Origin of the sequence: Gilvimarinus gilvus, from assembly GCF_030518155.1 — a bacterium.
In the GTDB taxonomy this organism is placed as follows: domain Bacteria; phylum Pseudomonadota; class Gammaproteobacteria; order Pseudomonadales; family Cellvibrionaceae; genus Gilvimarinus; species Gilvimarinus gilvus.
Genome location: NZ_JAULRU010000264.1, coordinates 1 through 25,349, shown reverse-complemented (window position 1 = coordinate 25,349; position 25,349 = coordinate 1). Strand labels below are relative to the sequence as shown.

Here is a 25,349-nt window from a genome sequence, read left to right as displayed (position 1 = left end):
AAAAAGCGATGAACAGTGAAAACTGTTCATCGCTTTTTCAGTTGTGCTCATGCCGTCGAACAGTCGTCGCCTACGCGGTACGCCGGCGAAACAGAGGTGTGGGCTGATCTGAGCCTGCTTGATAAAACTCAGTGAAATCTTCCAGCGATTTTTTTGCCTCTTCCAGGTTGACGCTGTCATCGTCAAAACGAAAAGCGTTGACCCCGCAGCGAGACAAGTAACACAGTTGATCGCGTATAAACCCACCGACTGCACGCAGCTCGCCCGTAAAGCCGAAGCGTTCGCGCAGGAGGCGGGCGTTGGAAAATGACCGTCCGTCCATAAATGCAGGAAAGTTTACGGCTATGAGTGGCAGTGTTTTGGCATCCTCTGCGAGATCATTAGCGCTTTCGTCGCTGTCAATCCAGACACCGACATCGGTGCGCTCACTTAGGTGTTGCTTTTGCGCCAGCCAAACGCTTAACGGAATGATTACAGCGCCGGTTGGCACCTCGACAGTATCCGCATCGGTATCCGGTTTGGCGAGTAGGGCCCATTGATCGTCGATAATGGCTCCGTCCTTAACTAGCTTTGGCATAAACGCGCTCCTTAAAGGGTGCAATACCAATACGATTGTAAGTATCGATAAAAATTTCTTCTTGTGTGCGGTTTTCCAGAAAGACGTTGACGATTGTTTGCACAACTTGCGGCATGTCCTCTGCACCAAAAGCGGGACCCAGAACCTTCGCTAAAGAGGCGTCGTTACTGGCGCTACCGCCCAACATTACCTGATAGAATTCCTGGCCTTTTTTGTCGACACCGAGAATACCAATATGCCCCACGTGGTGATGACCACACGCGTTCATACAACCCGATATGTTCAGGTCTAGGTCACCTAAATCATAGACATAGTCTAAGTCGTTAAACTGACGTTGAATGGCCTCGGCAATGGGTATTGATTTCGCGTTTGCCAGCGAGCAAAAATCACCACCAGGGCAGCAAATTAGGTCCGTAAGGGTGCCGATGTTGGGGGTCGCAAAACCAGCTTCGCGAGCAGCCTGCCAAAGGGCAAATAGGTCTGATTTCTTTACGTCGGCCAGAACCATATTTTGCTCGTGAGTCGTGCGGGCTTCGCCAAAGCTAAACTGATCTGCAAGGTCCGCCACTTTTTCCAATTGACTGTCGGTGACGTCGCCCGGCGCTATTCCCGTTGGTTTCAGCGATAGTGTAACGGCTGCATAGCCTGGTTTTTTATGATCGCGCACATTGCGCTGAAGCCACTTTGAAAAGGCTACATTGTCGGCCGTTTGCTGATCCAAAAGAGTCGCCGCCTGAGTCTCGTCGAGCGCCTCGTAGGCGGGCTCAGTGAAAAAAGCTTTTGCGTTATCAAAGTCTTCTTCGCGCAGGGTGCTAGGTGATTCTTTAATCTGAGTCCACTCTTTTTCGACGGCCTCTGCAAAGGCCTCGGGCCCCATGGCGCGCACTAGAATTTTAATACGGGCTTTATATTTGTTGTCGCGGCGTCCATGCAAATTGTAAACCCGCAATATTGCTTCGAGGTAGTTCAAGATTTCGATACGTGGCAAGAATTCACGAATCACGCTGCCGATGACTGGGGTGCGGCCCAGGCCACCGCCGACCAGAATTTTAAACCCAATATCCCCGTTATCAGCGGTGACCAGCTGCAGGCCAATATCGTGTACCTGAATAGCGGCCCGATCCATTTGCGATCCAGAAATGGCGATCTTAAATTTGCGCGGTAGAAACGCAAACTCAGGGTGGAAGCTAGACCACTGTCGGATGATTTCGCAGTAGGGCCGCGGGTCAACCAGTTCATCGGGGGCTGTGCCCGCGAACTGATCGGAAGTGATGTTGCGGATACAGTTGCCGCTGGATTGGGTGCCGTGCATCTCGACTTCGGCAAGTTCAGCGAGAATGTCTGGCACTTCCTCCAGGTTGGGCCAGTTGTATTGAATATTCTGGCGTGTGCTGACGTGACAATAACCCTTGTCATAGTCCCTGGCGATTCGCGCGAGGCGGCGTAATTGCTCGCTGTTGAGCATGCCGTAGGGGACATTGATACGCAACATGGGGGCCAGTCGTTGCACATACAGGCCATTTTGTAGGCGCAAAGGCAAAAACTCTGCCTCACTTAACTCGCCCGTGAGGTAGCGCTGGGTTTGGTCACGAAACTGGGCCACACGCTGGCTCAGGATTTCATGGTCATACTTGTCGTATATATACATAGCTCAGTGTACCGTTACTGAAATGCCCCTAGGGCGTGTTCGCAGGCGCGCAGGATACAGCAAATGGGCGCGAATCGCGAGGGGCTAAAGGGGGCCAAACTATCAGGTAACGTACGGTTTTTGAACGAATTCTTTCGTATATCTCACGAAAAATTGGTTATATGCCAATATCCCCTTGATGTCATTAGAATCTTTCTGTATAAGAAATGGTCTACGGGAATGATTTTGCATGGATGATGCTGAAATCACGTGTGTTCCAGACGGTACCAGATTGGCACATAACAAGACTAGAAGACCAAAATAGCTGGGAGTATAAAAACAATGAATGAACAAATTGAAATGCAAGAACAGGGCGACAGCGTTGCCGATGCCATTGCGGCCGTGTCTTTAATCGCTATTTTTGTAGTGACCTGTATATTCTGGATCAGTGGCCAATAAATCGGCTGCAACAGCCGCCGCTACTGCATTCGCAGGTGGCGGCTATTTCCACGTTAGCAATATTCTCTTCCTTCTGCCTCAGTCTTCGATAATTTATGCAAGATAACACATCGACCGCTTCCGCCAGCGTTGAAGCTGGTCATCTGCACCTGAATAATAGCCTGATTTTTTGGGTAAACCGATTGGCAAGTGCAATGCGGGAGACGTTCAATGAGGCCTTGGCAGTGGAAAATATCAGTTGGCCGCAGTGGATGAGCGTTAATGTTTTAGCGCACGAGGAGGCCGATACTCCGGCGAAAATTGCCGAGTGCTTGGGGGTTGATCGCTCAGCCATTACCCGCCTACTCGACAGGTTGGTGGACAAAGGCTTAGTGCAAAGGCAGCACGACGATGGCGATCGTCGCAGTGTTCGAGTTTACTTGACGCCAGAGGGGAAATCTCTGGCAAAGCGCGTTGATCAACTTGCGCTTGAACATCAGCAACGTTTTCTGAGCCAGCTACCGGCGACCGAAGTGCGCGTTTTCAAATCACATGTGCAAAAATTGTTGCGAGAGGCCGGTGTTGAAAGCTCCCGACAGTGGCGAACAATCGATTAGCTCTGTCGCTAGTGAGCCGCCAGTAGATAATTGACCAGCGCCACCAGGCCGCCAATAAACGCCAGCGTAAACAGTATACCCGAGACGATGTACACCTTGAGGTTACCGCCTCTAAAATCCCTTTCTCTGTTTTTGTTGCTTTGCACGCCAAGGGCTGCGGCAAACGTACTGCCAATAATTTGTAATAACCCGGGCTTGGCCCGCCTCTCACGCGGTTTTGATTCATTGTTTTGTTGTTTATTGGGGGCGGTCATACGTTATGGTCCGAGCCTGTAATGAGGTACACTAAGCGCAATGATAGCGCAGTCTGGCCGGTTAGTCCGAGCCCGTACACTGCGTGTAACAGTTTCACCTCTTTTTATTGGGTGTGACTGATTTAGACCGCGCTTCGGCGCTGGCAGTGAGGCCTATGACATCCAATACTCAACCCGCCCCCGATCAACTCACGGTTTTGCCCCGCTGTTTCGATTCTGTCGACGTGCTGTTGACGGATCCGGACTTTTTGTTAATTGAAAAGCCTGCCGGTCTGTTGTCGGTGCCCGGACGTAACCCCGCTAACCATGACTGCGTATTGAGTCGTTTACAGCTTGAATACCCATCTGTCAGTATTGTTCACCGGCTCGACTTTGATACCTCTGGCATTATGGTGGTGGCGCTTAATAAAATCGCTCACGGCAAAATAGCCAGGCAGTTTCAGGAGCGCGAAACCTACAAATTGTATTACGCAAGGGTGGCGGGACGGCCTGAACCGGGCGATGGTGTTATCGATTTACCCATCATGGCTGACCCTTTGAATCGGCCCAAATACAAAGTCGACGAACAAGGTAAGTCTTCCATTACCCGCTATAAATTTGTGTCATATGACCAACAGACTCGTACAAGCCTCCTCGCGCTCGAACCTTTGACGGGGAGGTCGCATCAACTCCGCTTGCATCTGGCTGAGATTGGCTGCCCTATACTAGGTTGCGCGTTTTATGCAGATGCCGAGGTGCGGGGGCTCTCCTCACGGTTATTGCTTCACGCCAGCGAGTTGCGGTTTCAGCATCCGCAAACGGGGTGCCTGGTCAAAGGCACCTCTGCAAGGCCTTTTTAGTCTCGAGATTAACCATGAAACGTTCTAAGATTGGCCAATTTCGCGCCGCTCTCTATGTTCAGTTGGAGCCAAAAGCCTGGGGCTATGGTCTGTCGCCGCTTAATTGGATCATATGCGTCCTTATTCTGCTGTCTTTTATAACGGCAGTCCTGGAGACAGAGCCCACCGTCAGTGCCGGCTATGAGACCGTTATGCGCTGGTTGGAGCTGGGTTTTAGCCTTGTGTTTTTGTGCGAGTATGTGGCGCGGTTGTGGTGTTGTGTAGAATCGAGACAATATAAATCGGCGCTTTTGGGTAGACTGCGCTATAGCATGACGCCAGCGGCGTTGCTTGATTTGGTGGCGGTTTTGCCGTTGCTAATGGGCTTGCTGGGAGTACAAACTTTGCTGTTGAGGTTTGTCCGGCTGCTGCGAATTGTGCGGCTTGCAAAATTTGGTAAGTTTTCACGCGCCATGCATCACGTTGTACTGGCGATCAGCTCCAGGCGTTATGAGCTCTCCATCAGTATGGCGATCGCCGTATCTATGATTCTACTGGCATCGATTCTCCTTTATTTGGTCGAAGGTGACGTCCAGCCGGAAGCCTTTGGCAGTATTCCGCGCGCGCTGTGGTGGTCGGTCATAACGTTTACCACGGTAGGTTACGGCGACGTTTACCCGATCACCAACTTGGGTAAGTTTTTTGCAGGGCTAACAGCCATTGCCAGTATTGGCTTGGTGGCAATGCCCACAGGGATACTTGCCTCCGCGTTTAGCGATGCAATGCAAAAGGGCCGAGTTGAAGAAAAGAAATATGGTTTATATTCTAGCAAAAACAGTAAGATAGACTGACTACTTCATCCAAATAATAGATGTGCTTGGCGATTAATATCGCAGTTGTTGGACGGGCACATTTTCATCCGCCGTGATTTGCAGTAAAATACCTGAGTAAATTAATCAGGTATAAGGGTTAAACAAAGATTTTATGGTTGCAGTTGATATTACGCCTTCAGCACAAGAGTACTTAAAGGGCCTTTTGCAAAAACAGGAAAACAGCGAAGGCATGGGTATTCGTATGTTCGTAGCCAACCCGGGTACGTCTAAAGCGGAGACCTGCATTGCCTACTGTCGCCCCGGCGAAGAGAAAGAGGGGGATATTACACTCGACCTGGAAGGCTTCATTGCTTATTTTGAAGAGCGCAGTGTCCCCTTCTTAAAGGACGCTAAGGTTGATTATGCGGCAGACAAAATGGGCGGGCAACTGACAATACGTGCGCCCAACTCTAAAATGCCACAAGTTACTGACGACAGTCCGTTAGAAGATCGCATTAATTACGTGCTTTACAACGAAGTTAATCCGGGCCTGGCAGCGCACGGTGGCGAAGTCAGCCTGGTGGAAATTACCGACGACTCCTATGCCATTTTACGTTTCGGCGGTGGTTGCCAAGGGTGTAGCGCGGTGGACCTTACGTTAAAAAATGGCGTTGAAGTTGCGCTGATGGATAAGTTGCCCGAGCTGAAGGGAATTCGAGATATAACGGATCATACCGACCGTACTCAGGCATATTATTAATCACCCGATCTACTGTGAGCATCCAAGGGACTTGGTGAGCAATGCGCCATATCTTTAAAGTAATTGTGACGAGTGGCTTGCTGCTGCTTGCCCTGATCGCTACCGCAGAATCAGAGCAGAAAAAGAAAGTTTGGCCCGACCCGCCCGCCAGTCTCGATGGTTGGGACTGGGTGCAGCTCGATAGTGGGGAGTGGTTAAAAGGCGAAATCATTGGCCTTTATGATAAAACCCTTAGCTTTGATTCCGACTTTTTTGATGAGCTATCCCTCGACTGGAGCGACGACATTGTTCGCGTTTTGTCCTCGCAAAGCATGGCCGTTCGCCTCAATTCCGGTGAAACAGTTTGGGGGCCGGTAGATATTAATCAAAAGACCCTCCGGTTTAGCGGGCCCGTGACAGCTCAACACCCCCGAGCCGATATCGTTGCCATGTCGCGCAGAGGCGAGCGTGAAATAGATCGTTGGCGTGTAGGTGTGACCCTGGGGGGATCGCTTAAAGAAGGCAATACTGCCCAGCGTTCATTGTCCAGTAATTTGTCGTTAAACCGATATACATCTAAGTCCGTTTTTGCTCTGACCTATCGGGGCGATTACAGTGAGACGGGCGAAATACTAACGGAAGAATCTCATCGCTTCAGTAGTCGGCTTGATCGTTTTTTAGAGAGTCGCCTGTATTGGACTCCCGGCTACCTAGAGTATTTCCGCGATCGCTCTCAGAATATCGATGCCCGGATAACCTACAGTGTGTTTGCGGGGTATTACCTGCTGGATCAAGCCCATATTACCTGGAAGGTGGGGGGCGGTCCTGGTTACCAGTATCAGGAATTTACCACCGCTCCACAAGGGCAGGCTTTGTCGAGTGATACTGCAGTGATCACGGCTGAAAGTAACATTGAGTGGGATGTTACCAGTGAGCTTACTCTATCATTGTTGTACCAACCGCAGTTTACCAATGAAGCCACAGGGCAGTATAAGCACGTTGTAGACGCTGCTTTTACGGTAGATCTAACCGAAAAGCTAGATTTTGAGCTGTCTTATTTGTGGGATTACACCAAAAAGCCTCAAATTGATGAGAACGGTGTTCTGCCCAAGCAGAATGACTACACAATCACGATGGGTCTTAAATGGTCACATTGAGAAGCCCAAAAGGCGGCGTAGCCGTCTTTTGGGCGTCAGATCGAGTTTAGTTTTTATTTCGACTTGCCAAAACGGACTTAATTTTGTCTCGCATTGAGCGTATCGCCTTTTCCGTTGAAGGCCAGTCGATGCAGGCGTCAGTGACCGACACCCCATACTCTAGTTGACTCAAATCTTCGGGAATCTTCTGGTTGCCCGCGCCAATGTTACTCTCGACCATTAAACCGATTATCGACTTGTTGCCTTCCGTAATTTGGTTGGCGACGTTGTCCATGACAAGCGGTTGCAGATTGTGGTCCTTATTGGAATTGGCATGACTGCAGTCAACCATAATATTGGGGACGACTTTAGCTGTATTTAGCTCGTCTTCACACATGGCAACGCTAACGGAATCGTAATTTGGTTTGCCATTGCCACCGCGCAGGACAACATGGCCGTAGCCATTACCGCGAGTGTGGATTATTGAGCATTGACCTTCGGCGTTAATTCCCAGAAAACGATGTGGGTTGGAGACCGACTGTAGCGCGTTGATGGCAACGGTTAAACCACCGTCGGTGCCATTTTTAAAGCCAACCGCACATGAAAGGCCACTGGCCATCTCTCTGTGAGTTTGAGACTCGGTGGTGCGCGCGCCGATCGCTGACCAGCTGATTAAGTCTTGTAGGTATTGCGGCGATATGGGGTCTAAGGCTTCGGTGGCGGTCGGCAATCCCAACTCGGCAATATCGAGCAAGAGTTTGCGGCCAATATGCAGACCTTCTTGAATTTTGAACGAGTCATTCAAGTAAGGGTCATTGATCAACCCCTTCCAGCCTGTGGTAGTACGGGGCTTCTCAAAGTAGACGCGCATAACAATATAAATGGTGTCGCTGACTTCTTCAGCGAGCTTTTTCAGGCGGGCAGCATAGTCTTTGGCCGCCTCAACGTCATGAATAGAGCAGGGGCCAATTACCACAAAAATCCGGTCATCCTTGCGGTCGAGGATATTACGGATGGTCTGTCTACCTTCGGTGATGACCTTGCGAGCGGCGTCAGACAGAGGCAGTTCGCGCTTGAGTTCCGCCGGTGAAATCAACAGCTCCTGAGAGACTACGTTGAGATCATCAACGGCATTATCCATTACTTCGTGTGACATTCGCTTTCCAGTTGTTGCTATGTTGTCTATGAGTTCCACCCTAATACGGGATTCTGACGCTATTCTACTGAAATTTAGGCCATTTTTGTGGATGATTTTATTAATAATGATGATTTGTTAATGCTATGCAGGCATTTAGATCCATTAATACAAGATAAGTGAATGATCTTCGCCTAACAGCGGGTTGTAGATGGCGCACTGGATACTGACGTTGTCACTGGAATATACGCGTTTATAGCGATCCAGCTGTGCCTGGTATTGGTCTTTTAGCCTCGCTTGAAAGGCGTCTACAGCTTCGTCCGTGTCAATTTGAGCGGTTTTATAGTCAATAATCCAGCGTGTATTGTGGTCAATAAACGTACGGTCAATAATGTGTCTGCTGCTCGTCCCAGATTTTCGGCTGAAGTACTCCACTTCCGCTTCACTGGCGGTATGGGTGCAGTCCAGTATCCAGCGGCCTGTCACACTCTTAAGAGCGTTTGCAACCGCCGTATTGATGATATCAAGGCATTGCTTTAACGCACTATTGTGGATACCGGCACCCAGCAATTGCGCCTGCCAGGCGCTCTGCCGAGTTTGGCAATATTGATCGGCATCTGCGGGTAGTGGTGAGCGGGCCAGTTGCTCGAAAATACGATGTACTTGGCTGCCGGCAAGGCGAAGGTGACGTGCATGTGCCGGTTCGAGTTCGGGGATGTTGGGGTCATCATCTTCAATAGTACTTGTCAGTCTGAGGTGAGCAAGACGGAAGTTGTCAGCCAAGGCCGGCATTTCCCAGTTTACCGAAAGTCTCCTTATGTAGGTCCCCGGTACTCGCGCGGGCGAGCCAGCCGCTTTGGCTTGGTCGACGCGAGCGCAAACCACTTGAGCTTGGTCAGCCAGCTGCGGCCAGAGTTGTTTCAGAAGCCCTTTCGGTTTTGCGCCGGCGTCGTCGAGCGCCAATGGGCCGGAAGTGGAAGGCTCAACCTGAAGACAAGCTGTTAAATACAATTGTTCAATTGCCCGGGTGCAGCCCACATAAAACAAGCGGATGAGTTCGTACTCGTTTTGCAATTTTTGCTCGTATTTTAAATGCTGATAAAGTGGGCCTTGATTGTCACCTTCCGCAGCGACGGGGCTTATTAAAAGGTGGTTGGCGCCTTGGCTATCTAATCGCTCTCGCCATAGCAAAAGTTGTTTGTCGTCATTTCTTGAACTTCGGTCCAGCCCGACAATAATGACTACGTCAAATTCCAGACCTTTCGATTTGTGCAGTGTCATCAGCTGAACGTTGCAGTCATTGGAGGCTGTGGGTGATGAATACAGCCGCTCAATGGCTCGATTAAAGGCGGACCAGTCTCGTATTTTGCCAGCGTGATCATGATCGCGTAGCAGGCTAAAGTATTGTTCGGCGTCTTTGTGGTCTGAGGGGCGTAACAAACAGGCGGGGCCGCCAAGGGCAAGCCAGGTTCCATAGACCCAATTTGCAAGGTTTTTTCGACCAATTTGAAAAAAGCTATTGCGCAATGTTTGAACCAGTCTTTGGCAGGCGCTCCGTCCCTGGTCTGAAAGTTGGTTGAGGGTCTCGTCGCACAGCAGATTTGGCCAGATAAATTTGTAACCATTGCGGTCAGTGTCCGGAGCCTCGCGATTGGAGCTGCCCACTAACACTGCCAAATCGAAGTGGTTTAATCCCACCCAGGGTGAGCGCAAAATCGAAAGCCAGGCTACTCTATTGTCCGGTTGGAGTAATACTTTGGTCAGCGTTAACAAGTCTGTTATAACCATGCGGGTTGCCAGCGATTCCATATCTTGAGCGACAAATTCAATGTCTTTGAGACTCAGCTCCTGCATGATCATTTGTAGATGAGGTCGGGCACGCCCGAGCACCGCAATGCTAGCGCCGGGCTGGGCCGCTTGTGTCTTTGCGACGAGGTCGGCGACATGGCGCGCCTCTGCTTTTCTGGCGTGATCTTTATCGGTGGTTTCGTTGTCAAAAAGGCAGACCTTGGTTTGAACTGCTGTGCTTATGTTAATAGGTCGAAATGCCGTAGAGGCTGTGTAGCGGACCGCTCCGCGGGAAATGTCATCCGCTGCAGGGAACGACTTGCTAAACGCGCCGTTGACCCAATCGACAATGCCTTGATCAGAGCGAAAATTAACGGTTAGATCCAGAGGTTGTAAAGACAGCGCCCCGATTCCATGGCGACGCGCTCTTAAAAAAAGTCCGACATTGGCATTGCGAAACCCGTAACAGGATTGCATACCGTCACCCACCAAGAATAACGTTCTGCCATCGCCCGGCTCCCAGCCAGTGGTCAGTCTTTCCAGTAGTTCAAATTGAGGTAGGGAAGTGTCCTGAAATTCATCGACGAGAATATGCTGAATTTGATGGTCGAGCTTTAGCAGTATGTCACTGATGCGCTCTTTGTCGTCCAGCGAAGTGAGTGCAGCCAGTGATACTTCGGTAAAGTCACTGGCCCCTTTGGCGGCGAACACGACCCACAGCTGGGCCGCCAGTCGAGGCAGCACTTGGGCTAAGGCGTCTAGTATTTCCCATTCATTCTTGCCGTAATGCGGTGTCGGAAGTGTTTTTATTTCTTGCAGTGTCGTTGTGGCATCATCTGAATATTCCTGTAGTAGGTCGACTATTGTCTGATAACGCTCTTTTTGTATTTTGCCATCTTTAACGGGTGGGAATCCGATACGCTTATCCGGGCGCTTTCGAAAATCGTTAGTGCTGCTAAGAAAGATTTGAGCAACTGCTTGCCACTGGTCAAGAGATTCTGGGGTTGTGTCAGGCAACCCCTTCAAGCCTTTAAGACAGCAGAATGTGTGGCTCGGATCCTCCTCGCAGAAGTAGGCACCGATGCCATCTAACAGCAAGCCTACTTCTGTTTGCAGCGGTATTAGAAGCTCAGTTGTCTTTTGCAGGTGATCGGTGATAACACTTTGCAGAGATGCCTCTAGTCTAAGCCGGGCGCTTTCACCGCTGACTGACATAATTAAGGGTAGCCATTGTTCGCGTTTGCCCAGTAGGCTAATAAGCAGATTGGCTACCTTCTCAAGCTGATTGTCCAGGTGTTTAGACAGCAACGTCAGCGGTTGAGAAATACTCCCGTCCGATTCCATTTCTTCCAATAAGTTGTAAGCCGCTTCACGGTAAGCGTCTTCCGGTTCTTCAATGTTGTCAGGCGCTCCACCAAGTTTACTGTCGATGGGGAGCAGCGACACTATTGAGCGGCATAAGCCATCGATGGTTAGAATTCTAAGTCTGTTTGGGTTGTTCAGCAGCTGCCAGTTGAGTGCCGAGTCCCGAGCAAGCACGGCTCTGGCGCTAAGCCATAGCGACCTCTGGTGCTCTTGCTCGGGCTCAGGCTTGGCTAACGCATCAGACAGGGCGTGCAATACCCGTTCTTGCATTTCACTCGCGGCCTTATTAGTGAAGGTAATGGCAAGCACTTGTTCCGGCGCCTCCACTGTCAGCAACAACTTCAAAAGCCGGTGGGTTAACAATCCCGTTTTGCCAGAGCCTGCCGGAGCGGAAACGGCAAAAGATCGAGTGGGGTCAAGAGCGTCGGTGCGAGCCGAATTGTCTTCCGGTATTGTGAATGAATGCGAGTTCATTGTTGCTGGATGCTCCATCGTTCTAATTCGTTTTGCTCATCCCAGCGGTTTAGAGGCTTTAGATCTTCTTCAAACCTTTGCGCATTGACACCTCGATAGTCAACGGGTGCGTAACCGCAGCGTATTTCACTGGCCAGTCTAGAGAGCTCCTGCTGCCATACATCCAATTGCTGATGCCAGCTTTGTTGTTCCGGTGCTTTAACGCCGTCGATCGCCACATTGTCGCCCCAGCCGTTAAAACACTGATTGTTGCCGTTGATCGTCGCGAAGGCGATGCCTGCGTTTCTATCTGGCAAAATTGTGCAGGCATAAAGGGGCAATTGAGGGTCGAACAGACGACCCTGTTTCCAATCGTTTGTTGATGTATTACCGGTTTTGTAATCGATGATAAACGTTGAGCCGTCCGCCAAGGTGTCAATTCTGTCGACCTGTACATTCAGTAAGTAGCCATTCAAGGTAATTTCTATACGTTGTTCTATTGCCGTCACCGAGAATTCCGGCCGCATCTTTTCTTGTTTTGCCCAACATGCTAATAGGCTAAGGAGGCGCTCTTGTTCGAGGTCAATATGATTTTGGCCGAACGGACGGCTAGATTTGCCACAAAGATCGAGCAGTGCCTGCTTAACTAAAGGCTGTAAAATGGCTATTATTTCTTCCTCGCTTAGTTTTAACAGGTTGGCGTTGGATTGTACTTGCTCCCAAAAATTGGCCATAACCTGGTGCAGTGCATTGCCGCGCTCAAGGGCAGAAAAGCCGAGGGAAGGCTTATCGTAGCACCGGGCTCCCAATCGGAATCTGGCAAAAGCTGTAAATGGACAATTGGCTTGCGCTTTTATAATGCCTGTACCGCCGGGCAATTGATCGCAATCAAGCTTGGGGGCATGCGTGCAGTCGACCACCTCCAAAATCCCGGATGTCGCAACACGTTCGTAATTGGATTGCAGTAATGAGGTTTGGGGCTGACGGATTGCGTTGGCCTGAATGTTGTCGTGACACAAGTTTTCGACCAGGCGACTTGCCTGCAAACGGCGATCCCCATCGGTTTTGGGGTAACTGAAAATTACATCTTGAGCACTGCCTGTCATTCGTTCCGTAAGGCGCACGGCGTAGTTTAGTTCGCGCTCTGAGCTGGATTTAGGCATCCCCCAGTCTCGTTGTAGTGGGATTGGCAGCAGTGGATTGGGGGCAGCCGCGGGAGGCCACGCGCCGTGGTGCATGCCAACAATTCTAAGGTGCGAAAATTGCAGGCCGGCTGCTTCCAGCACGCCCAGAATTTGTATGGGCGAGTCGGGAGTCTGGGCTTGGAACGGGGCGTGCCGTAAAGTTTCGGCGAGTCGCTCGCAGTAGTCCCAAAAACTGCACACTGGCTGTACTTTCGCCATACCATCGAGCTCATTAAGCAGCTCATAAAATTGCGCTACTTGTTGATATTCAATGCTGGACAGCTGCCTGGGGCCTGGCCAGCCGAAATTTTCCAGCAGTTTGACTAATTCTTGGCGCCAGTGCTCGACTGGGTTCTGTCTCTGCCAATGACGCGGTTCGCCGGCGAGCGTTTGCAGCGCTGTGTATATCTTTGCATTCTTGCTCGTGCGGTTGCACGCTAGCGCAAGGGCTTCGCGAATGTCAGTCAGAGAGTAATGTAACTTGGCGTAGTGGCGCAAAGTATCAACGGCCTGGGCCCGGACTAACCATTCCGCTTGACTATCGCCTACGTAGACATTGAGTAAAAATTCGCAGGCTGACTCCAACGTGTGCTTTTTCTGCAATCCGGTTACCAGTGACAGAACCCCGTCAATCACCGGACAGCTGGCCAGCGGGGTTCCCGCTGAAAAATTGTATGGGGCCACTGCTGTAGTTTGGCTCGGTAGTGACTCCAGCGGTGTGAATACTGATTGGAATAGGCTCTCGACGCGGGCTCGGATTTGCCCCAAATTGGGGACAACAATACCAATAACCGCTTGTGGCTGCTCGGTCAGTACTTGATCGGCCCAAAGAGCAGCCTGCAGCACTTCGTCATCGCTATCGTCGTAAGCAATTAGCCGGGCCTTGGTGTCCAGAGACGGCGTTTCGACCGTGCGAGCACTGGGCAGCGCTGATCGAATTAGGCGCTCGGCAAGAGGATTTAGATCATCAAAACCGTAAAGCAGGGCGCTTTGTTCGGGTTCAATCCAGCGCCGGTTGAATGCTTCAATGAGCAAGCTCTGTATGATCTCGGTTGTGGCCAATCTAAGCGATTGCAATTTCTCGTGATAGGCGAGGTACCAATTGCTATAGTTGGTGAGGTCAGTGTCTTCGTGCTGCCATTGTTGTATGGTTTCTATGGGGCAGTCCCAGGCGTCGAGTGCCATGCGAGCGGCTTCAGCATGTGTAACCAGGCGCCCAGGCTGCAGCAGTTGTTGTGCTGTTGCATATTGTTGGACAACTTCTCGCCAAAGGATGTCCCGCTGAGTATTGGTTTGCAGCGTAAGATCGGCACTCGGAAGGCCAGCTAGTTGATACGCCTGCCAGCAGACCTCTTGCCACTGGCGCAAGGTTTGGACTCTTGGGGCTCTCCAGACGGCCTCGGTTTGCGTGCTATTGTAGGCTCTAAGTATTTGATTTCTCTGACGATTGTTGGCAGTTAACACCAGCTTTCCCGCCCTCAGTTCAGATTCGAAGGCGCCGATGTCCATCAGTATTGCGGACATATTAATTCCAGAATTGAAGAAAATTTTCTAAAGTGTAAAGTGCACGGGGAACAGGCTGCAAGAAACATCGCAACAAACGGTCGGTAAGTTAAAAATTGGTATAGAATAAAGTTTAGGCGCCACTCATCGTAACGGAGTTACATTGCAGGTTATAAATAGATCGCTGAGCGCTAAATTATTGTTAATCGTCACCGGGTTTGTCATATTGAGCGGCATACTCGGGGCAATACGTGTCGGTTTTGCCGAAACCCAGCGCATTGAAGCGCGCTATGATAACCGCCTGCAAGGCCTTTCTACGAGATACATCAGCTATTTGCAAGATGAGCTACAGAAGCGGGCGAATATTTTAGCCGCCTCCAGGGCTGTCTTGCTTGAAGACTTCTCAACGTTTGCAATGCATACGAAAGGTTCAGTTGTAGATATGGCTGAATACCGGGATGCTGACGGAGGTTACCGATTAATTCAAGAGTACTCAGGCGCGTTCGTTCCTAGTTTTCGGCAAATAGATTCTGAGATCAATAAATGGGTTGCGGTTAGCGGTGAAACTTGGGAGCGCTTGACGCCTGTTGTTGAGTCAACGTTTAATGCGTTTTATTTTATCAGTCACAATAATGTTTCTCGCGTGTGGCCGGTAAGCATCGTTACCGGTCATCAACCTGAACACGATGTCACCCAAGAAATATTCTTTAGCGAGGCTGCACCGGCACAAAACCCTTCGCGATCAGCAGTCTGGACACCAATATATTTTGATAAATATACCCAAAACTGGATGACATCTATGTTGTATCCAGTGTACATCGACAGTGAATTTGTGGGTGTTCTTGGTGGCGATATTAATATCAGTTATCTGTTGAACAAGCTCAATGATCTTGACGCGGATGGCAATCAGATTAAAGCGTTTATCTATGATGCCAGTGGCGAGTTGGTGCTACATAGTGGCGCAACACCAGAGATGGCGAGAGAGCCGGTAAAGTCCGAGCAGTACCAACTATTGATGCCGTCACAATCAGGCTTCGAACATTATATGCAGTCTGTCGTCAATGGCGATGTATTACTTGGTGCTATCGAGCCTGTGGTGAATCAGGGCGAAGAAATCAGTATTGTTGCACAGAAGTTTACGGACATGGAATGGTTTATTAGCTTTTACTATCCGCGCTCGTTAATCGACCAAAGCTTCCGCGACTCGATGAGTTCGGTTTATACCAACATAGTTGTCTTGGCGCTATTTCTCTTTGTTGTGTTGTTCTTTAGTATTCGTCGATATGTCGTTCGCCGTATAGTGGCTTTGGCAAATGCAACCGGTCGAATCAATCAGCACAATTGGGAGATGAGCGTCCCCGTTCAGGGCTGTGATGAAATTGCAAGGCTCGGCAGTAGTATCAATGACATGCTGGATCAGATACGCCGTTTAGTTCATGGCTTAGACGATAAAATTGATTTGCTGGACCGAGCCAGTCAAGAATCCCGCAGGTTAATGAGTGCAATAGAAAACAGCGCTAGCCTTGTGGTTATTTTGAATAGGCAGTGGAAAATTGAGTATGCAAACTCGCAATACTGGCAAACAAGTGGATACAGTATAGATTCGTCTGAGAGTGATTTTGATCCGTTATTGTTCGATGATGAAGACTCTCAAAAAGTAAGCGTCGAAGATATTGAATCTAAGCTAGAAAGCGAGATTTTGCGAGGCACCTTTCAGGAGGATTCCGGCAAGTGGCAGGCCGAGTACTTAGCCGTGACCGCCGGAGGGCGGAAGTTTTGGCTAATGCAAACCGTTACGGCAATTTTGGGGGCAGAGCAGAAGCCTGAGTTTTATGTGTGTGTTGGTCAGGATATTTCCGACTTAAAGGAAAAACAGCAGGAAGTTGAGAAGCTCGCGTATTACGATCACCTGACGGGGTTGGCCAATCGCACCCTTTTTAAATCTCAGCTTCGGGCAACACTTAACCATAGTATACGCAGTGGTCAACGTATGGCTTTGTTTTACGTTGATCTTGATCATTTCAAAAGAATCAATGATACGTTTGGTCATGAGTCAGGTGATCACTTCTTGGTAGAAGTAGCGAGGCGTCTTCGTGGCTGTTTGCGTCAAGAGGATATGGTTGCTCGATTGGGTGGCGATGAATTTGCTGTGTTACTTAATCAAGTGGAAAGCCCACAGTACGCTTACGTTGTCGCCAATAAAATAATACAGGCGTTGAACCGAGCTTTTGATATTCAGGGTAAGGAGGTGGTAGCCGGAGGCAGTATTGGAATTACCCTGGCTCCCGATGATAGTGACGACATTGATGTCTTGATGAAAAATGCCGATCTCGCTATGTATCAAGCGAAAGATAAAGGAAGGAATGCATTTCAGTTTTATACGGCTGATATGAACCAAGCGGTAGAACAGAGGCTGACTATTGAGCGCGAGCTGCGTCAAGCGCTTAAGTTCGGTCAATTTGAACTTTTTTATCAGCCTTTCGTCGATTTTGAAAGTGGAAAAATAATTGGTGCCGAGGCGCTGATACGCTGGAATCACCCGGTTCACGGGTTAGTGTCTCCGGTGGAGTTTATATCTGCGGCGGAAGAGTCGGGGCTCATTGTCCCCTTGGGTAAGTGGGTATTGAAAACGGCGTGTTATCAAGCAAAAGGCATTCAAAAGGCTTTGGGTAGAAAGTTTCGCATCTCTGTCAACTTGTCAGCGCGACAGCTCAGTGAGTCTGACTTTGTGAAGACTTTGGACGGATGCCTCAATGAAACAGGTTTAGATCCAAAAACTCTAGAGCTCGAGGTGACAGAGAGCACCTTGATGGAGGATGCCGAATCGGTGATTCTTAAACTGCGTGAGGTGAGGCGCCGCGGATGCAGCTTGGCGATTGATGATTTTGGTACCGGATACTCATCGCTTAGTTATCTGAAGCGTTTGCCCATTACCAGCTTAAAAGTGGATCGCAGTTTCGTAAAAGATTTGCCCGATGACGAAGAGGATCGTGAGATTACCTCGCTCATTGTGGCAATGGCGAAAAGTCTGCACTATGAGGTCATTGTTGAGGGAGTAGAAACCCCTGAGCAACATGCATTTCTAGCTAACTGCGGTTGTCATATTGGTCAGGGGTATTTTTACAGTCGACCACTACCCGTTGATCACTTTATGACGCTTCTGTTCTCTGATGGTAGCGAGTCAATTTAGTCTAGCAGGCTGCTGAAGAACCCCTTACGTACTCAGACTCTCAGGCTGGTTCGTAATCTAGACGGCCTTTTGGTGGTGTGTGTCCACCCATCGAAAAAGGGCAACGACGAGTACGGGCCAGCCTGGAAGTCCCGCAGGGCGAGGCCTGAAGCGCACATCTGCCGCACCTTGCCTCTAGCAAAGGGAGCCACCCTGTCCGTCGAGACAAGGCACGACATCTGCACGCTTCGGGCCTCGCTGAGCATGCAAGGGGTTTTTCAACAGTCTTCTAAGCTAGATTTTAAATGGCGCTGATAATCTCGCCCGCACTAAAGTAACCGTTGCCTATCCAGTCGGGTGGTTGCGGTGCTGTCTGGGCAGGTTCAGTCGTCCAGTAGATGCCTAATTCTGGTTTCTCTGTATCGGGGCCTGGTAGCAGTGACAAAGTTCTTTTTGCGATTGCCAGCCCGGAATCAATGACATTAATAGGTCGCTCCAACACTTCAGATATTTCATCGCGAAGCAGCGGGAAATGTGTGCAAGCGAGAACCAGTGTGTCAAGTTTCTCAGGTGTGGGATTTTGCTTACTGAGCCGGACAAATGGGTTAAGTATGGATCGCAATTGATCAAGGTCGACGGCCTTGCCCTGTAATTTGGATTCAGCAAGTTGCACGAGGCTTGCGCTACCCACTGGTACAACTGTGCAGTTTGCGGCAAAGTCACGTATAAGCTTCTGGGTATAGGCGCGCCGAACAGTGGCTGGCGTGGCCAATAAGCCAAAATATTGATTGCTTGATAATGCTGCCGCTGGTTTTATCGCTGGTACGACGCCGATTATTGGCACGCCAATTTGCTCGCGTAACGCCGGTAGGGCCAAGGTACTTGCCGTATTGCAGGCGATTATGACAAGTGTCAGTTTGGGGTTGACCTGCTCGACCATATATTTGACTAGGGTAAGGCAGCGGCTGACGACAAAGTCAGATGATTTATTGCCATAGGGAAAGCCCGCGTTGTCGGAAAGGTAATTGAGAGTGACATTAGGGCAAAGTAACCTTATTTCACGGGCAATGGTGAGACCGCCAACGCCAGAATCAAAGAGAAGTACCTGAGGTGAATTGGCGCTCTTAGTCATTTTGGCAAAGATCCGCAATAGCCTCGATGTAGCGCTTTTCCTCTTGCTCAAATAAAACTGCCCCTTGGGCCATACGGTAAGCTTTATACAGGTATTTACGCGCTTCAGCTTCGCGCTTGGTATCCCACATGCATTGGCCTAGCCTGAGGTAGAGAAATGGGCTTTTATCGCCTTCAGGGCAATGCATTGCAGACATGAGCGATTCGATCGCTTGATCGTACTGCCTGAGCTTGAAGTAGGTGTCCCCTATAGCCGTGAGTACCCAACCGGCTTCTTCGTGCTCGGTTTGGGGCTTGGGAATAGAGAGCCAAGCTTGGTAGAATGAACGCAAAGCCAACCTTAGCTCTGCGTTGTCGTATAGCCTGTAACCATCAGAACAGTAGCGGCGAATCTGACGTGTTAACTGGGGATCACTCATTCAATCGAATCTTCTCTTATCGGACTCAAGGGCTGATCATCGGCAAGATAACCTACAGTATAGCGAGACTCAAGATTGTTGTTTAGGGCCAAACTAGAAATCTAACTTATGACTGATCAAATTGTGAGCATGCGAGTGTACGAGTTCGTTGCGCTGGTGGCGGCGCTTGTGTTTGCTGCCGTCTTGCTGGTGTGGGTGTTCGTTATTCGTCCAAGGCAGAACAGTATCCGCGATTTGCGTACACAATTGGCAAGTTTACAGCACACTAAGGAACTGGAGGCGGCTGATTGCCAGTACAAACTTGCAACAATGACTGATAGCGCCGCTCGACTCGAATCTGCTTTGCGCAGTGCGCAACAGCAATTGCAAACCGAGCACTTGAATGCGCAGCAACTCAGCAGGCAAAACGCTGCGGCAATAGAAAAGCTGACACAGCTGGACCAGATACGGGACTCTCAGCAGAAACTACAGCAGCAGGTGGTGGAGCTTTCGCAACTCAATGCGAAGTTAGAGGCCGATTTGCAAAGCGAACGAACCCAGCTTCGGCTGCAGGCAGAATTCCTGGAGGGCGCTAAAATCGAACTTAAGAAGGAATTTGAGCTCACTGCGAATAAACTATTTGAACGAAAAAGTGAGCAGTTTAGTCAGACCAGCCAAAGCCTGCTGGAAGGTACTCTGTCACCTTTTAGAGATCAAATTAGTGACTTTCGCAAAAAGGTAGAGGATGTTTACGAAAAGGAAAACGCGGAGCGCAACAGGTTGTCCGGGCAAATCGTTGAGCTGCAAAGGCAGGCACATAAAATAGGCGAAGACGCTGTAAATTTAGCTCAGGCCCTGAAGGGGAATAATAAGTCACAGGGTGGCTGGGGAGAGGTGATCCTGGAACGGCTCTTGGAGCAATCAGGGTTGCAGAAAGGGCGAGAGTACGATTCGCAGTTCCATGCGAAAGACGTCGATGGGGTGCGTCGTATACCTGATGTGGTGATTCATCTTCCGGAGGGGAAAGATATTGTCATTGACGCTAAAGTATCACTGACAAATTACGAAAAATACTGTAATGCGCAAAGTGGTGAGGAACAGCAGCGGTATTTACAGGCTCATATCAACTCTATACGGGGGCATATCAAAGGTCTGAGTGCTAAGGATTATGAGGAGCTGCCGGGTGTTCAGGGCTTAGATTTCGTGTTTATATTTATTCCCGTTGAGGGGGCGTTTATGTTAGCACTGCAACATGATGAAACTCTGTATTCTGACGCCTATCGAAAGCATATTGTGCTGGCTAGTCCGACGACGTTGCTTGCGATGTTGCGCACAATAGAGAACCTATGGCGTCACGATAAGCAAAATCGTAACGCAGAGCTAATTGCTAAAGAAGCTGGTGCCTTGCATGATCAATTTGTACTGTTGCTCGAGGCGCTAGATTCAGTGGGTGATAGCATTGAGCGAACCCAGAAGGCGTATACGTTAGTACGTAAACGTCTTAATAGTGGACGTGGAAATCTCTTAAAGCGTGTGGATGGCATTAGACAGCTTGGTGCAAAAACCAAGAAATGTTTGCCGCAAGCGTTTGCACAACAGGTATCGGACTCAAAAGAAGAAGGTGTGGTTGATGAATGAATTTCCAGGTTGGCTATTGCTTCTGGCGTTGTTTGTGGTCGCTACGTTAGCCTTCATCGCTGGCTACTATTTGTATAAAGTGTACAAAATGCGTGCGCAGCAAAAAGTTGCATTGCAAGAACTTGAATTGAAGGGCTTAGAGCAAAGAGCGCGCGTGAATAACAGTATTCAAATCTTGGCTAAAGCGGTTGGCTCAGAAGATCTTACAATTACTGAGGCGAGTATTCGTATCTCGGTATTGCTTGATGGTTTGTCGGTAAGCGAGGAGGTTAAAGGAGAGTTTTCTGCATTCTATCAGTTGCGTCAGGCTACATCACACATGCCAATTCTTGAGGCTTGGAAAGCGCTCGAAAAGAAAGATAAAAAACGTTTAACAAAGGAGCGTGAAGCTTTAGAGGCGCAACACGTTGAGTTTGTTCATGATGCCGCGCGCCGCATAATTGGTCGAACCTTCTGAAAGGCTGCTAGCGACAGAGTCAAGGTAGCAGCCTTGCATCACTAACAGTCATATTCTTGATAGCACGGCGCCACATTCAATGTGGTCGGTATACGGGAATTGGTCGAACAGTGCGAAATTTGTTACCTTGTGGGTTCTGCTCATCGCCCGTACATCTCTGGCCATGGTTGCCGGATTACAAGAAATATAAATGATATTATCGTGTTGCGTTGCAATTGTCGTTGTATGCTCGTCAAGTCCCGCTCTTGGTGGGTCGACAAAAATCGTAGAGAAATGGTAGCCGGCCAAGTCAATGTCCTTTAGGCGCCTAAATGGGCGCACTCCATCTTTTGCTTGCGAAAACTCTTCGCTTGACATGCGTACGACGTCGATGTTGTTGATGCCATTTATTTCCATATTATACTTCGCTGAGTTTACCGACACTTTGGATATTTCAGTTGCCAGTACCCGGTTGAAGTAGAACGAAAGGGGGAGGGTAAAGTTGCCGTTGCCGCAATAGAGCTCAAGCAAATCACCGTTGAAATTTTCGCATTTATGTGTTGCCCAGGTAAGCATTTTCTCGCATATGTGAGCGTTTGGTTGAGTGAAGCTGCCCTCAATTTGCTGATAAACGAAATCGCGTCCGCCGACATTCAATTTTTCAGTAACAAAGTCGGAGCCGATTATCATTTTTTGCTTGCGGCTCCGGCCAATAATATGAGCGTTAAGCTTTGCGGCAATTGAAGTGGCGAGTGCTTGCCACTGTTCATCCAGCTTTTTGTGATAAATAAGAGTGATCAGCGCTTCGCCGGACAGAGTGGTAAGGAACTCCACTTGAAACAGCCGTTTGCGGAGCAGTTCTGATTGGTTAATACACTCGAGCAATCTCGGCATCAGGTCTTGTATTAATACATGTCCGGGCTCAAAAGTGGTGACCGTATATGGTTTCTTATACTCGCCCTTTTTGTACATTGCGTAGGCCGCTGTAGAGCCTTCATGCCAGATTTTGAACTCGGCTCGCATGCGGTAACCTGCAGGCGGAGATTTGAAGAGTTCTGGTTTAGGTATGGCTATCCCCTGAAAAAGTGCATTAACGGTGTCGAGTTTTTGGCTGAGTTGCTCAGTGTAGCTTTCCTCAGAGAAGGGTACAATTGTCATTAAGTTCTCAAGTTAAATTTGTGCATCGGTGGGCAGTTGCTTGGTGCATTTTCCCCATTCGCACTGCAGTAGGGCCAGCCCTGAATTGTCGCAATAGCTAGCGTAGGTTTCAATTGGCCAGTCATTCATAAGCGTGACTATCTCAACCGTTTGCGCGCAGTGAGGCTGAAGAGATTGTGTTACCTGGTAGAAAGATTTGCCGGGGGCAGGGAATGCCGGTAGAAGGTCTGACATTACGAACATGCCAGCCTCGGCCTTGTTGCTGATGTTGACCCGCTCATAAAGCGCGCTGATTACGCGCTCGTTACCTGCAGATGGGGCGTAGCTTTGGGTGTTAGAGTATACGTTGGTACATATATCGTGGCGTGCCTCCGGGCCCCTATTAGCCAGGTTTTGGCGATTCTTGATCGCCAGCAAGGTATCGTGATAATTTTTGACGCTGATTAGCGAAAAGTTTAGGCCTTGCCATTCAACTAGGTCATTGCGCGACTTTTGCAAATACCTTTCACTGGCTTCAACCAGTTTTCCGTGGTCGTTAAACCAACTTTGATAGATGCTTTTTGCTTCGCTTCCTAACTCGCCTCCCAGTGACATACAGTTTTTTAGTGACACTATAGTGCTGAGCGCCTTGGCTTCGGTAGCCTGACTAAATTGCGCAATATCGTTGTCAGAGACGGGTGGGGGGGCTTTAGTCTGGCACGCACCCAGTGTTAGCACTAATGATGCTGTCGTTAGAGCCTTTAAAAATGTAGCCTGCGATATAGTCATGTTTTATCTCCTAAGGCACTACATTGGCCGAAGCTTCTGTTGGCAAGGGTAGCGTTATTAAAAATTCAGTGCCTTCGCCAAGAGTGGACTCGACACTGATAGTCCCGCCGTGATGTTCTGTAATTATAAAGTAGGATACAGATAAACCAAGCCCGGTTCCCTGGCCAATATCCTTGGTTGTGAAAAATGGCTCAAAAACATGGCGAGCGACCTCGTCAGTCATACCGGGGCCGTTGTCTTTCACTGATAATATAGCGGAATTTTGAACCTTGCTCAGGGTAATGAATATTCGGGACTCTTCGCTTGGATTTTTACCAAAGGCCTGTGCCGCATTTCGCACCAAATTCAGCAGCACTTGTTGGATTTCGGCGGCGCAGCCGTATAAGTTAGGCAGGTCTTCAGTGAGATCTAGCGCGATTGCGGGCATTGCGACCGGCTCGGCATTGAGCAAATCCACCCCATGTCGTATCACTTGAGCCAAATCGTATGGCTGTTTAGTCTGCTTGCTGTTGCGAGAAAAATCCAGCATGTTAGTGACTATGTCAGCTGAGCGTTCCCCGGCCTCGCGTATGTCTTCCAAAAACTGGGTCACTTTGCGCTTGTTGAGATATTGTTCAATTTTGTCCAAATCTATGTCGAGTTGCTCTGCTGCTGTTCGGTTGGCCTTTAAGTCTGGCGAAGTTCTTCTAAACACATTCTGTACCCCATGCAGAATAGTACTTAGGGGATTGTTGATTTCATGAGCCATGCCAGCGGCTAACTCCCCCAGAGAAGCCATTTTTTCGTTTTGAATCATCATGTTTTCCACACGAACGCGCATTGTCACATCGTCAATTCTGATGACTGCACCTATAGCCTGGGCCGCTATCAGGGGATATATGGTCAGGTCGCAATACTTGGTTTCCCCAGCAACAGTTTCCTGAAAGTTCTGGGTTATATAGGGCTCTCCAGCCTCGATGGTTTGTGCAATAGTGGTTGCCTGAATGGGTAGAGTCGGGTAGGCCTGAAGAATGTGCTGTTGTAAGGCATTGCTGGCTAGAATACCGCATTTATCTTCAGCAGCTGCATTCCAGTGAGTGATAAAACCCTTGTGGGTCACGCCGATAATAACCGAAGGCATGGAGTTGAGAATGCTGTGCAGGTACTCCTGAGTTTCTCGCAGCAGCAACTCGGTTGCTTCGTGCCGGCCAATTTCTTGATATAGTTGATCGTTGGTAATATGCAGTGATTCTGTGCGCTCCCGTACTTTTTCCTCCAGTGCCTTTTGCGACTCAAACAGCGCCTGGCGGGCGTGAGTGATTTTGATTCGGCTTCTCTGGAGACCCACTATAAGGACACTCTGTAAAGCCACCATGACTAAAATAATACTCCACAGCCAGCGTTGATCGGATAATTCGCTATCCGAAGCTATGGAAATGTCGCTAATAATAAGCAATAGCCAACCCCATAAGAGGCGAACCAGCGTTTTGCCCAGAGCAAAAATTTTCAAGATATCATTCCATCGTCGACCGTGTGGAGGCTGCTAGTCTAGCATCATACTCTGAGACGGCAACTTGACTGCAAAGTGCGCAGATCTGATTAAAATCTGAAAAAAGTGCTTACATAATAGTCGCTTACGAGGGTATTTTGAAAAATTGTTTGACACGCTGATGCTTTTCAGTAGAATGCGTCCCACCTGAGGAGGGGTGGTTAGCTCAGCTGGGAGAGCATCGCCCTTACAAGGCGAGGGTCACAGGTTCGATCCCTGTACCACCCACCAAAATCAGGATTGCGGACCGGTAGTTCAGCTGGTTAGAATGCCGGCCTGTCACGCCGGAGGTCGCGGGTTCGAGTCCCGTCCGGTCCGCCACTATTTAGAAAGGCTCCACTGTGTGGGGCCTTTTTTATACCTGTTAAAAAATACCGCAGCCGACAGGACGGGACGATGAACCCGCGAAGCGGTGTTCGACAAATTTGCCTGGAGCAAATTGGTACAGCTCAGCGAGCTGCCCGCAGGGTGACCGCCAGGGAAGGCGGTCATATTTCCCGTCCGGTCCGCCACTATTTAGAAAGGCTCCACTGTGTGGGCAATGCTGTTCACTTAAGAGGAGCAGCATTGCGATCCACCGGATAGCGAGTCTTTGATATCTTAACCGTTCGAGGCGTTGTTGGTCTCGAACGCCTTTCTAAAAACAGGCTGCCGACTCCGGCTCTAAGCTCTGACAA

At 49.4% G+C, this 25,349-nt stretch carries 19 protein-coding genes and 2 tRNA genes; 10 read left to right on the top strand and 11 right to left on the bottom strand.

The window, feature by feature from the left end:
• Positions 1-70 precede the first annotated feature (70 nt).
• Both QWI17_RS03995 and QWI17_RS03990 read right to left on the bottom strand, forming a co-directional pair.
• A complete protein-coding gene (locus QWI17_RS03995; protein WP_302721218.1) occupies positions 71-577 on the bottom strand; it encodes a DUF934 domain-containing protein in 507 nt (168 codons plus the stop codon).
• Positions 561-2,225, bottom strand: coding sequence for a nitrite/sulfite reductase (locus QWI17_RS03990; RefSeq protein WP_302721217.1), 1,665 nt, complete (start codon positions 2,223-2,225; stop codon positions 561-563). The genes QWI17_RS03995 and QWI17_RS03990 overlap by 17 nt, the downstream gene beginning before the upstream one ends.
• A gap of 533 nt (positions 2,226-2,758) precedes the next feature.
• Between QWI17_RS03990 and QWI17_RS03985 the strand changes: the two genes are divergently transcribed.
• The gene (locus QWI17_RS03985) at positions 2,759-3,259 is read left to right on the top strand and encodes a MarR family winged helix-turn-helix transcriptional regulator (RefSeq protein ID WP_302721216.1); all 501 of its coding nucleotides are present in this window, start codon (positions 2,759-2,761) and stop codon (positions 3,257-3,259) included.
• An 8-nt stretch (positions 3,260-3,267) separates the two neighbouring features.
• On the opposite strand, the gene QWI17_RS03980 is transcribed toward QWI17_RS03985, so the two are convergent.
• The gene (locus tag QWI17_RS03980; RefSeq protein ID WP_302721215.1) at positions 3,268-3,513 is read right to left on the bottom strand and encodes a DUF2970 domain-containing protein; all 246 of its coding nucleotides are present in this window, start codon (positions 3,511-3,513) and stop codon (positions 3,268-3,270) included.
• Positions 3,514-3,668: 155 nt separating this feature from the next.
• Here QWI17_RS03980 and QWI17_RS03975 point away from each other — a divergent pair, with 155 nt between their 5' ends.
• The 4 genes from QWI17_RS03975 to QWI17_RS03960 all read left to right on the top strand — a co-directional run bounded on the left by QWI17_RS03975 (position 3,669) and on the right by QWI17_RS03960 (position 7,039).
• Positions 3,669-4,352 (top strand): RluA family pseudouridine synthase, encoded by a 684-nt coding sequence (locus QWI17_RS03975; protein ID WP_302721214.1) that lies wholly within the window; start codon positions 3,669-3,671, stop codon positions 4,350-4,352.
• A gap of 14 nt (positions 4,353-4,366) precedes the next feature.
• Positions 4,367-5,182, top strand: a complete 816-nt coding sequence (locus QWI17_RS03970) for an ion transporter (RefSeq protein ID WP_302721213.1) — start codon at positions 4,367-4,369, stop codon at positions 5,180-5,182.
• Positions 5,183-5,315: 133 nt separating this feature from the next.
• A complete protein-coding gene (gene nfuA, locus QWI17_RS03965; protein WP_302721212.1) occupies positions 5,316-5,903 on the top strand; it encodes a Fe-S biogenesis protein NfuA in 588 nt (195 codons plus the stop codon).
• 41 nt (positions 5,904-5,944) lie between these two features.
• Complete coding sequence (locus QWI17_RS03960; RefSeq protein WP_302721211.1) at positions 5,945-7,039, top strand: DUF481 domain-containing protein; 1,095 nt, start codon at positions 5,945-5,947, stop codon at positions 7,037-7,039.
• A gap of 46 nt (positions 7,040-7,085) precedes the next feature.
• Here QWI17_RS03960 and QWI17_RS03955 read toward each other — a convergent pair whose 3' ends face one another.
• From QWI17_RS03955 to QWI17_RS03945, 3 genes are all read right to left on the bottom strand, one after another.
• The gene (locus QWI17_RS03955) at positions 7,086-8,174 is read right to left on the bottom strand and encodes a 3-deoxy-7-phosphoheptulonate synthase (protein WP_302721209.1); all 1,089 of its coding nucleotides are present in this window, start codon (positions 8,172-8,174) and stop codon (positions 7,086-7,088) included.
• A gap of 144 nt (positions 8,175-8,318) precedes the next feature.
• Positions 8,319-11,780, bottom strand: coding sequence for a UvrD-helicase domain-containing protein (locus QWI17_RS03950; protein ID WP_302721208.1), 3,462 nt, complete (start codon positions 11,778-11,780; stop codon positions 8,319-8,321).
• Complete coding sequence (locus QWI17_RS03945) at positions 11,777-14,467, bottom strand: PD-(D/E)XK nuclease family protein (protein ID WP_302721207.1); 2,691 nt, start codon at positions 14,465-14,467, stop codon at positions 11,777-11,779. The genes QWI17_RS03950 and QWI17_RS03945 overlap by 4 nt, the downstream gene beginning before the upstream one ends.
• A 142-nt stretch (positions 14,468-14,609) precedes the next feature.
• Between QWI17_RS03945 and QWI17_RS03940 the strand changes: the two genes are divergently transcribed.
• Entirely contained in the window at positions 14,610-17,636 is a 3,027-nt protein-coding gene (locus QWI17_RS03940; RefSeq protein WP_302721206.1) for a bifunctional diguanylate cyclase/phosphodiesterase, read from the top strand.
• Positions 17,637-17,916: 280 nt separating this feature from the next.
• Here the strand turns inward: QWI17_RS03940 and murI are convergent, their stop codons facing one another.
• Together murI and QWI17_RS03930 are read right to left on the bottom strand one after the other, a co-directional pair.
• Positions 17,917-18,747: a glutamate racemase gene (gene murI / locus QWI17_RS03935; protein WP_302721205.1), complete on the bottom strand. Its 831-nt coding sequence runs from the start codon at positions 18,745-18,747 to the stop codon at positions 17,917-17,919.
• Positions 18,740-19,165 carry a tetratricopeptide repeat protein gene (locus QWI17_RS03930; protein ID WP_302721204.1) on the bottom strand — a complete coding sequence of 142 codons (426 nt, stop codon included), beginning with the start codon at positions 19,163-19,165 and terminating at the stop codon, positions 18,740-18,742. The genes murI and QWI17_RS03930 overlap by 8 nt, the downstream gene beginning before the upstream one ends.
• Positions 19,166-19,273: 108 nt before the next feature.
• Here QWI17_RS03930 and QWI17_RS03925 point away from each other — a divergent pair, with 108 nt between their 5' ends.
• Positions 19,274-20,782 carry a DNA recombination protein RmuC gene (locus tag QWI17_RS03925; RefSeq protein WP_302721203.1) on the top strand — a complete coding sequence of 503 codons (1,509 nt, stop codon included), beginning with the start codon at positions 19,274-19,276 and terminating at the stop codon, positions 20,780-20,782.
• Positions 20,775-21,239: a DUF2489 domain-containing protein gene (locus QWI17_RS03920; protein WP_302721202.1), complete on the top strand. Its 465-nt coding sequence runs from the start codon at positions 20,775-20,777 to the stop codon at positions 21,237-21,239. Before QWI17_RS03925 ends, QWI17_RS03920 begins: the two co-directional genes overlap by 8 nt.
• Positions 21,240-21,287: 48 nt before the next feature.
• Here QWI17_RS03920 and trmA read toward each other — a convergent pair whose 3' ends face one another.
• From trmA to QWI17_RS03905, 3 genes are read right to left on the bottom strand one after another with little or no spacing between them, the layout of a single operon-like run.
• Positions 21,288-22,376, bottom strand: coding sequence for a tRNA (uridine(54)-C5)-methyltransferase TrmA (gene trmA, locus QWI17_RS03915; protein ID WP_302721201.1), 1,089 nt, complete (start codon positions 22,374-22,376; stop codon positions 21,288-21,290).
• Between the two features lie 12 nt (positions 22,377-22,388).
• The gene (locus tag QWI17_RS03910; RefSeq protein ID WP_302721200.1) at positions 22,389-23,144 is read right to left on the bottom strand and encodes a hypothetical protein; all 756 of its coding nucleotides are present in this window, start codon (positions 23,142-23,144) and stop codon (positions 22,389-22,391) included.
• Between the two features lie 10 nt (positions 23,145-23,154).
• The gene (locus QWI17_RS03905; protein ID WP_302721199.1) at positions 23,155-24,633 is read right to left on the bottom strand and encodes a two-component system sensor histidine kinase NtrB; all 1,479 of its coding nucleotides are present in this window, start codon (positions 24,631-24,633) and stop codon (positions 23,155-23,157) included.
• A gap of 194 nt (positions 24,634-24,827) precedes the next feature.
• Here QWI17_RS03905 and QWI17_RS03900 point away from each other — a divergent pair.
• Positions 24,828-24,903 (top strand) — tRNA-Val (locus tag QWI17_RS03900).
• A gap of 13 nt (positions 24,904-24,916) precedes the next feature.
• Positions 24,917-24,993, top strand: a tRNA-Asp gene (locus tag QWI17_RS03895).
• Positions 24,994-25,349 lie beyond the last annotated feature (356 nt).

Excerpts from the sequence above, each read along its gene's own strand:
- QWI17_RS03960 (WP_302721211.1), top strand. The coding sequence starts at position 5,945 with ATGCGCCATATCTTTAAAGTAATTGTGACGAGTGGCTTGCTGCTGCTT.
- QWI17_RS03975 (WP_302721214.1), top strand. The coding sequence starts at position 3,669 with ATGACATCCAATACTCAACCCGCCCCCGATCAACTCACGGTTTTGCCC.
- trmA (WP_302721201.1), bottom strand. The coding sequence starts at position 22,376 with ATGACAATTGTACCCTTCTCTGAGGAAAGCTACACTGAGCAACTCAGC.
- nfuA (WP_302721212.1), top strand. The coding sequence starts at position 5,316 with ATGGTTGCAGTTGATATTACGCCTTCAGCACAAGAGTACTTAAAGGGC.
- QWI17_RS03980 (WP_302721215.1), bottom strand. The coding sequence starts at position 3,513 with ATGACCGCCCCCAATAAACAACAAAACAATGAATCAAAACCGCGTGAG.
- QWI17_RS03995 (WP_302721218.1), bottom strand. The coding sequence starts at position 577 with ATGCCAAAGCTAGTTAAGGACGGAGCCATTATCGACGATCAATGGGCC.
- QWI17_RS03910 (WP_302721200.1), bottom strand. The coding sequence starts at position 23,144 with ATGACTATATCGCAGGCTACATTTTTAAAGGCTCTAACGACAGCATCA.
- QWI17_RS03920 (WP_302721202.1), top strand. The coding sequence starts at position 20,775 with ATGAATGAATTTCCAGGTTGGCTATTGCTTCTGGCGTTGTTTGTGGTC.
- QWI17_RS03930 (WP_302721204.1), bottom strand. The coding sequence starts at position 19,165 with ATGAGTGATCCCCAGTTAACACGTCAGATTCGCCGCTACTGTTCTGAT.
- murI (WP_302721205.1), bottom strand. The coding sequence starts at position 18,747 with ATGACTAAGAGCGCCAATTCACCTCAGGTACTTCTCTTTGATTCTGGC.
- QWI17_RS03990 (WP_302721217.1), bottom strand. The coding sequence starts at position 2,225 with ATGTATATATACGACAAGTATGACCATGAAATCCTGAGCCAGCGTGTG.
- QWI17_RS03955 (WP_302721209.1), bottom strand. The coding sequence starts at position 8,174 with ATGTCACACGAAGTAATGGATAATGCCGTTGATGATCTCAACGTAGTC.
- QWI17_RS03945 (WP_302721207.1), bottom strand. The coding sequence starts at position 14,467 with ATGTCCGCAATACTGATGGACATCGGCGCCTTCGAATCTGAACTGAGG.
- QWI17_RS03985 (WP_302721216.1), top strand. The coding sequence starts at position 2,759 with ATGCAAGATAACACATCGACCGCTTCCGCCAGCGTTGAAGCTGGTCAT.
- QWI17_RS03925 (WP_302721203.1), top strand. The coding sequence starts at position 19,274 with ATGACTGATCAAATTGTGAGCATGCGAGTGTACGAGTTCGTTGCGCTG.
- QWI17_RS03970 (WP_302721213.1), top strand. The coding sequence starts at position 4,367 with ATGAAACGTTCTAAGATTGGCCAATTTCGCGCCGCTCTCTATGTTCAG.
- QWI17_RS03950 (WP_302721208.1), bottom strand. The coding sequence starts at position 11,780 with ATGAACTCGCATTCATTCACAATACCGGAAGACAATTCGGCTCGCACC.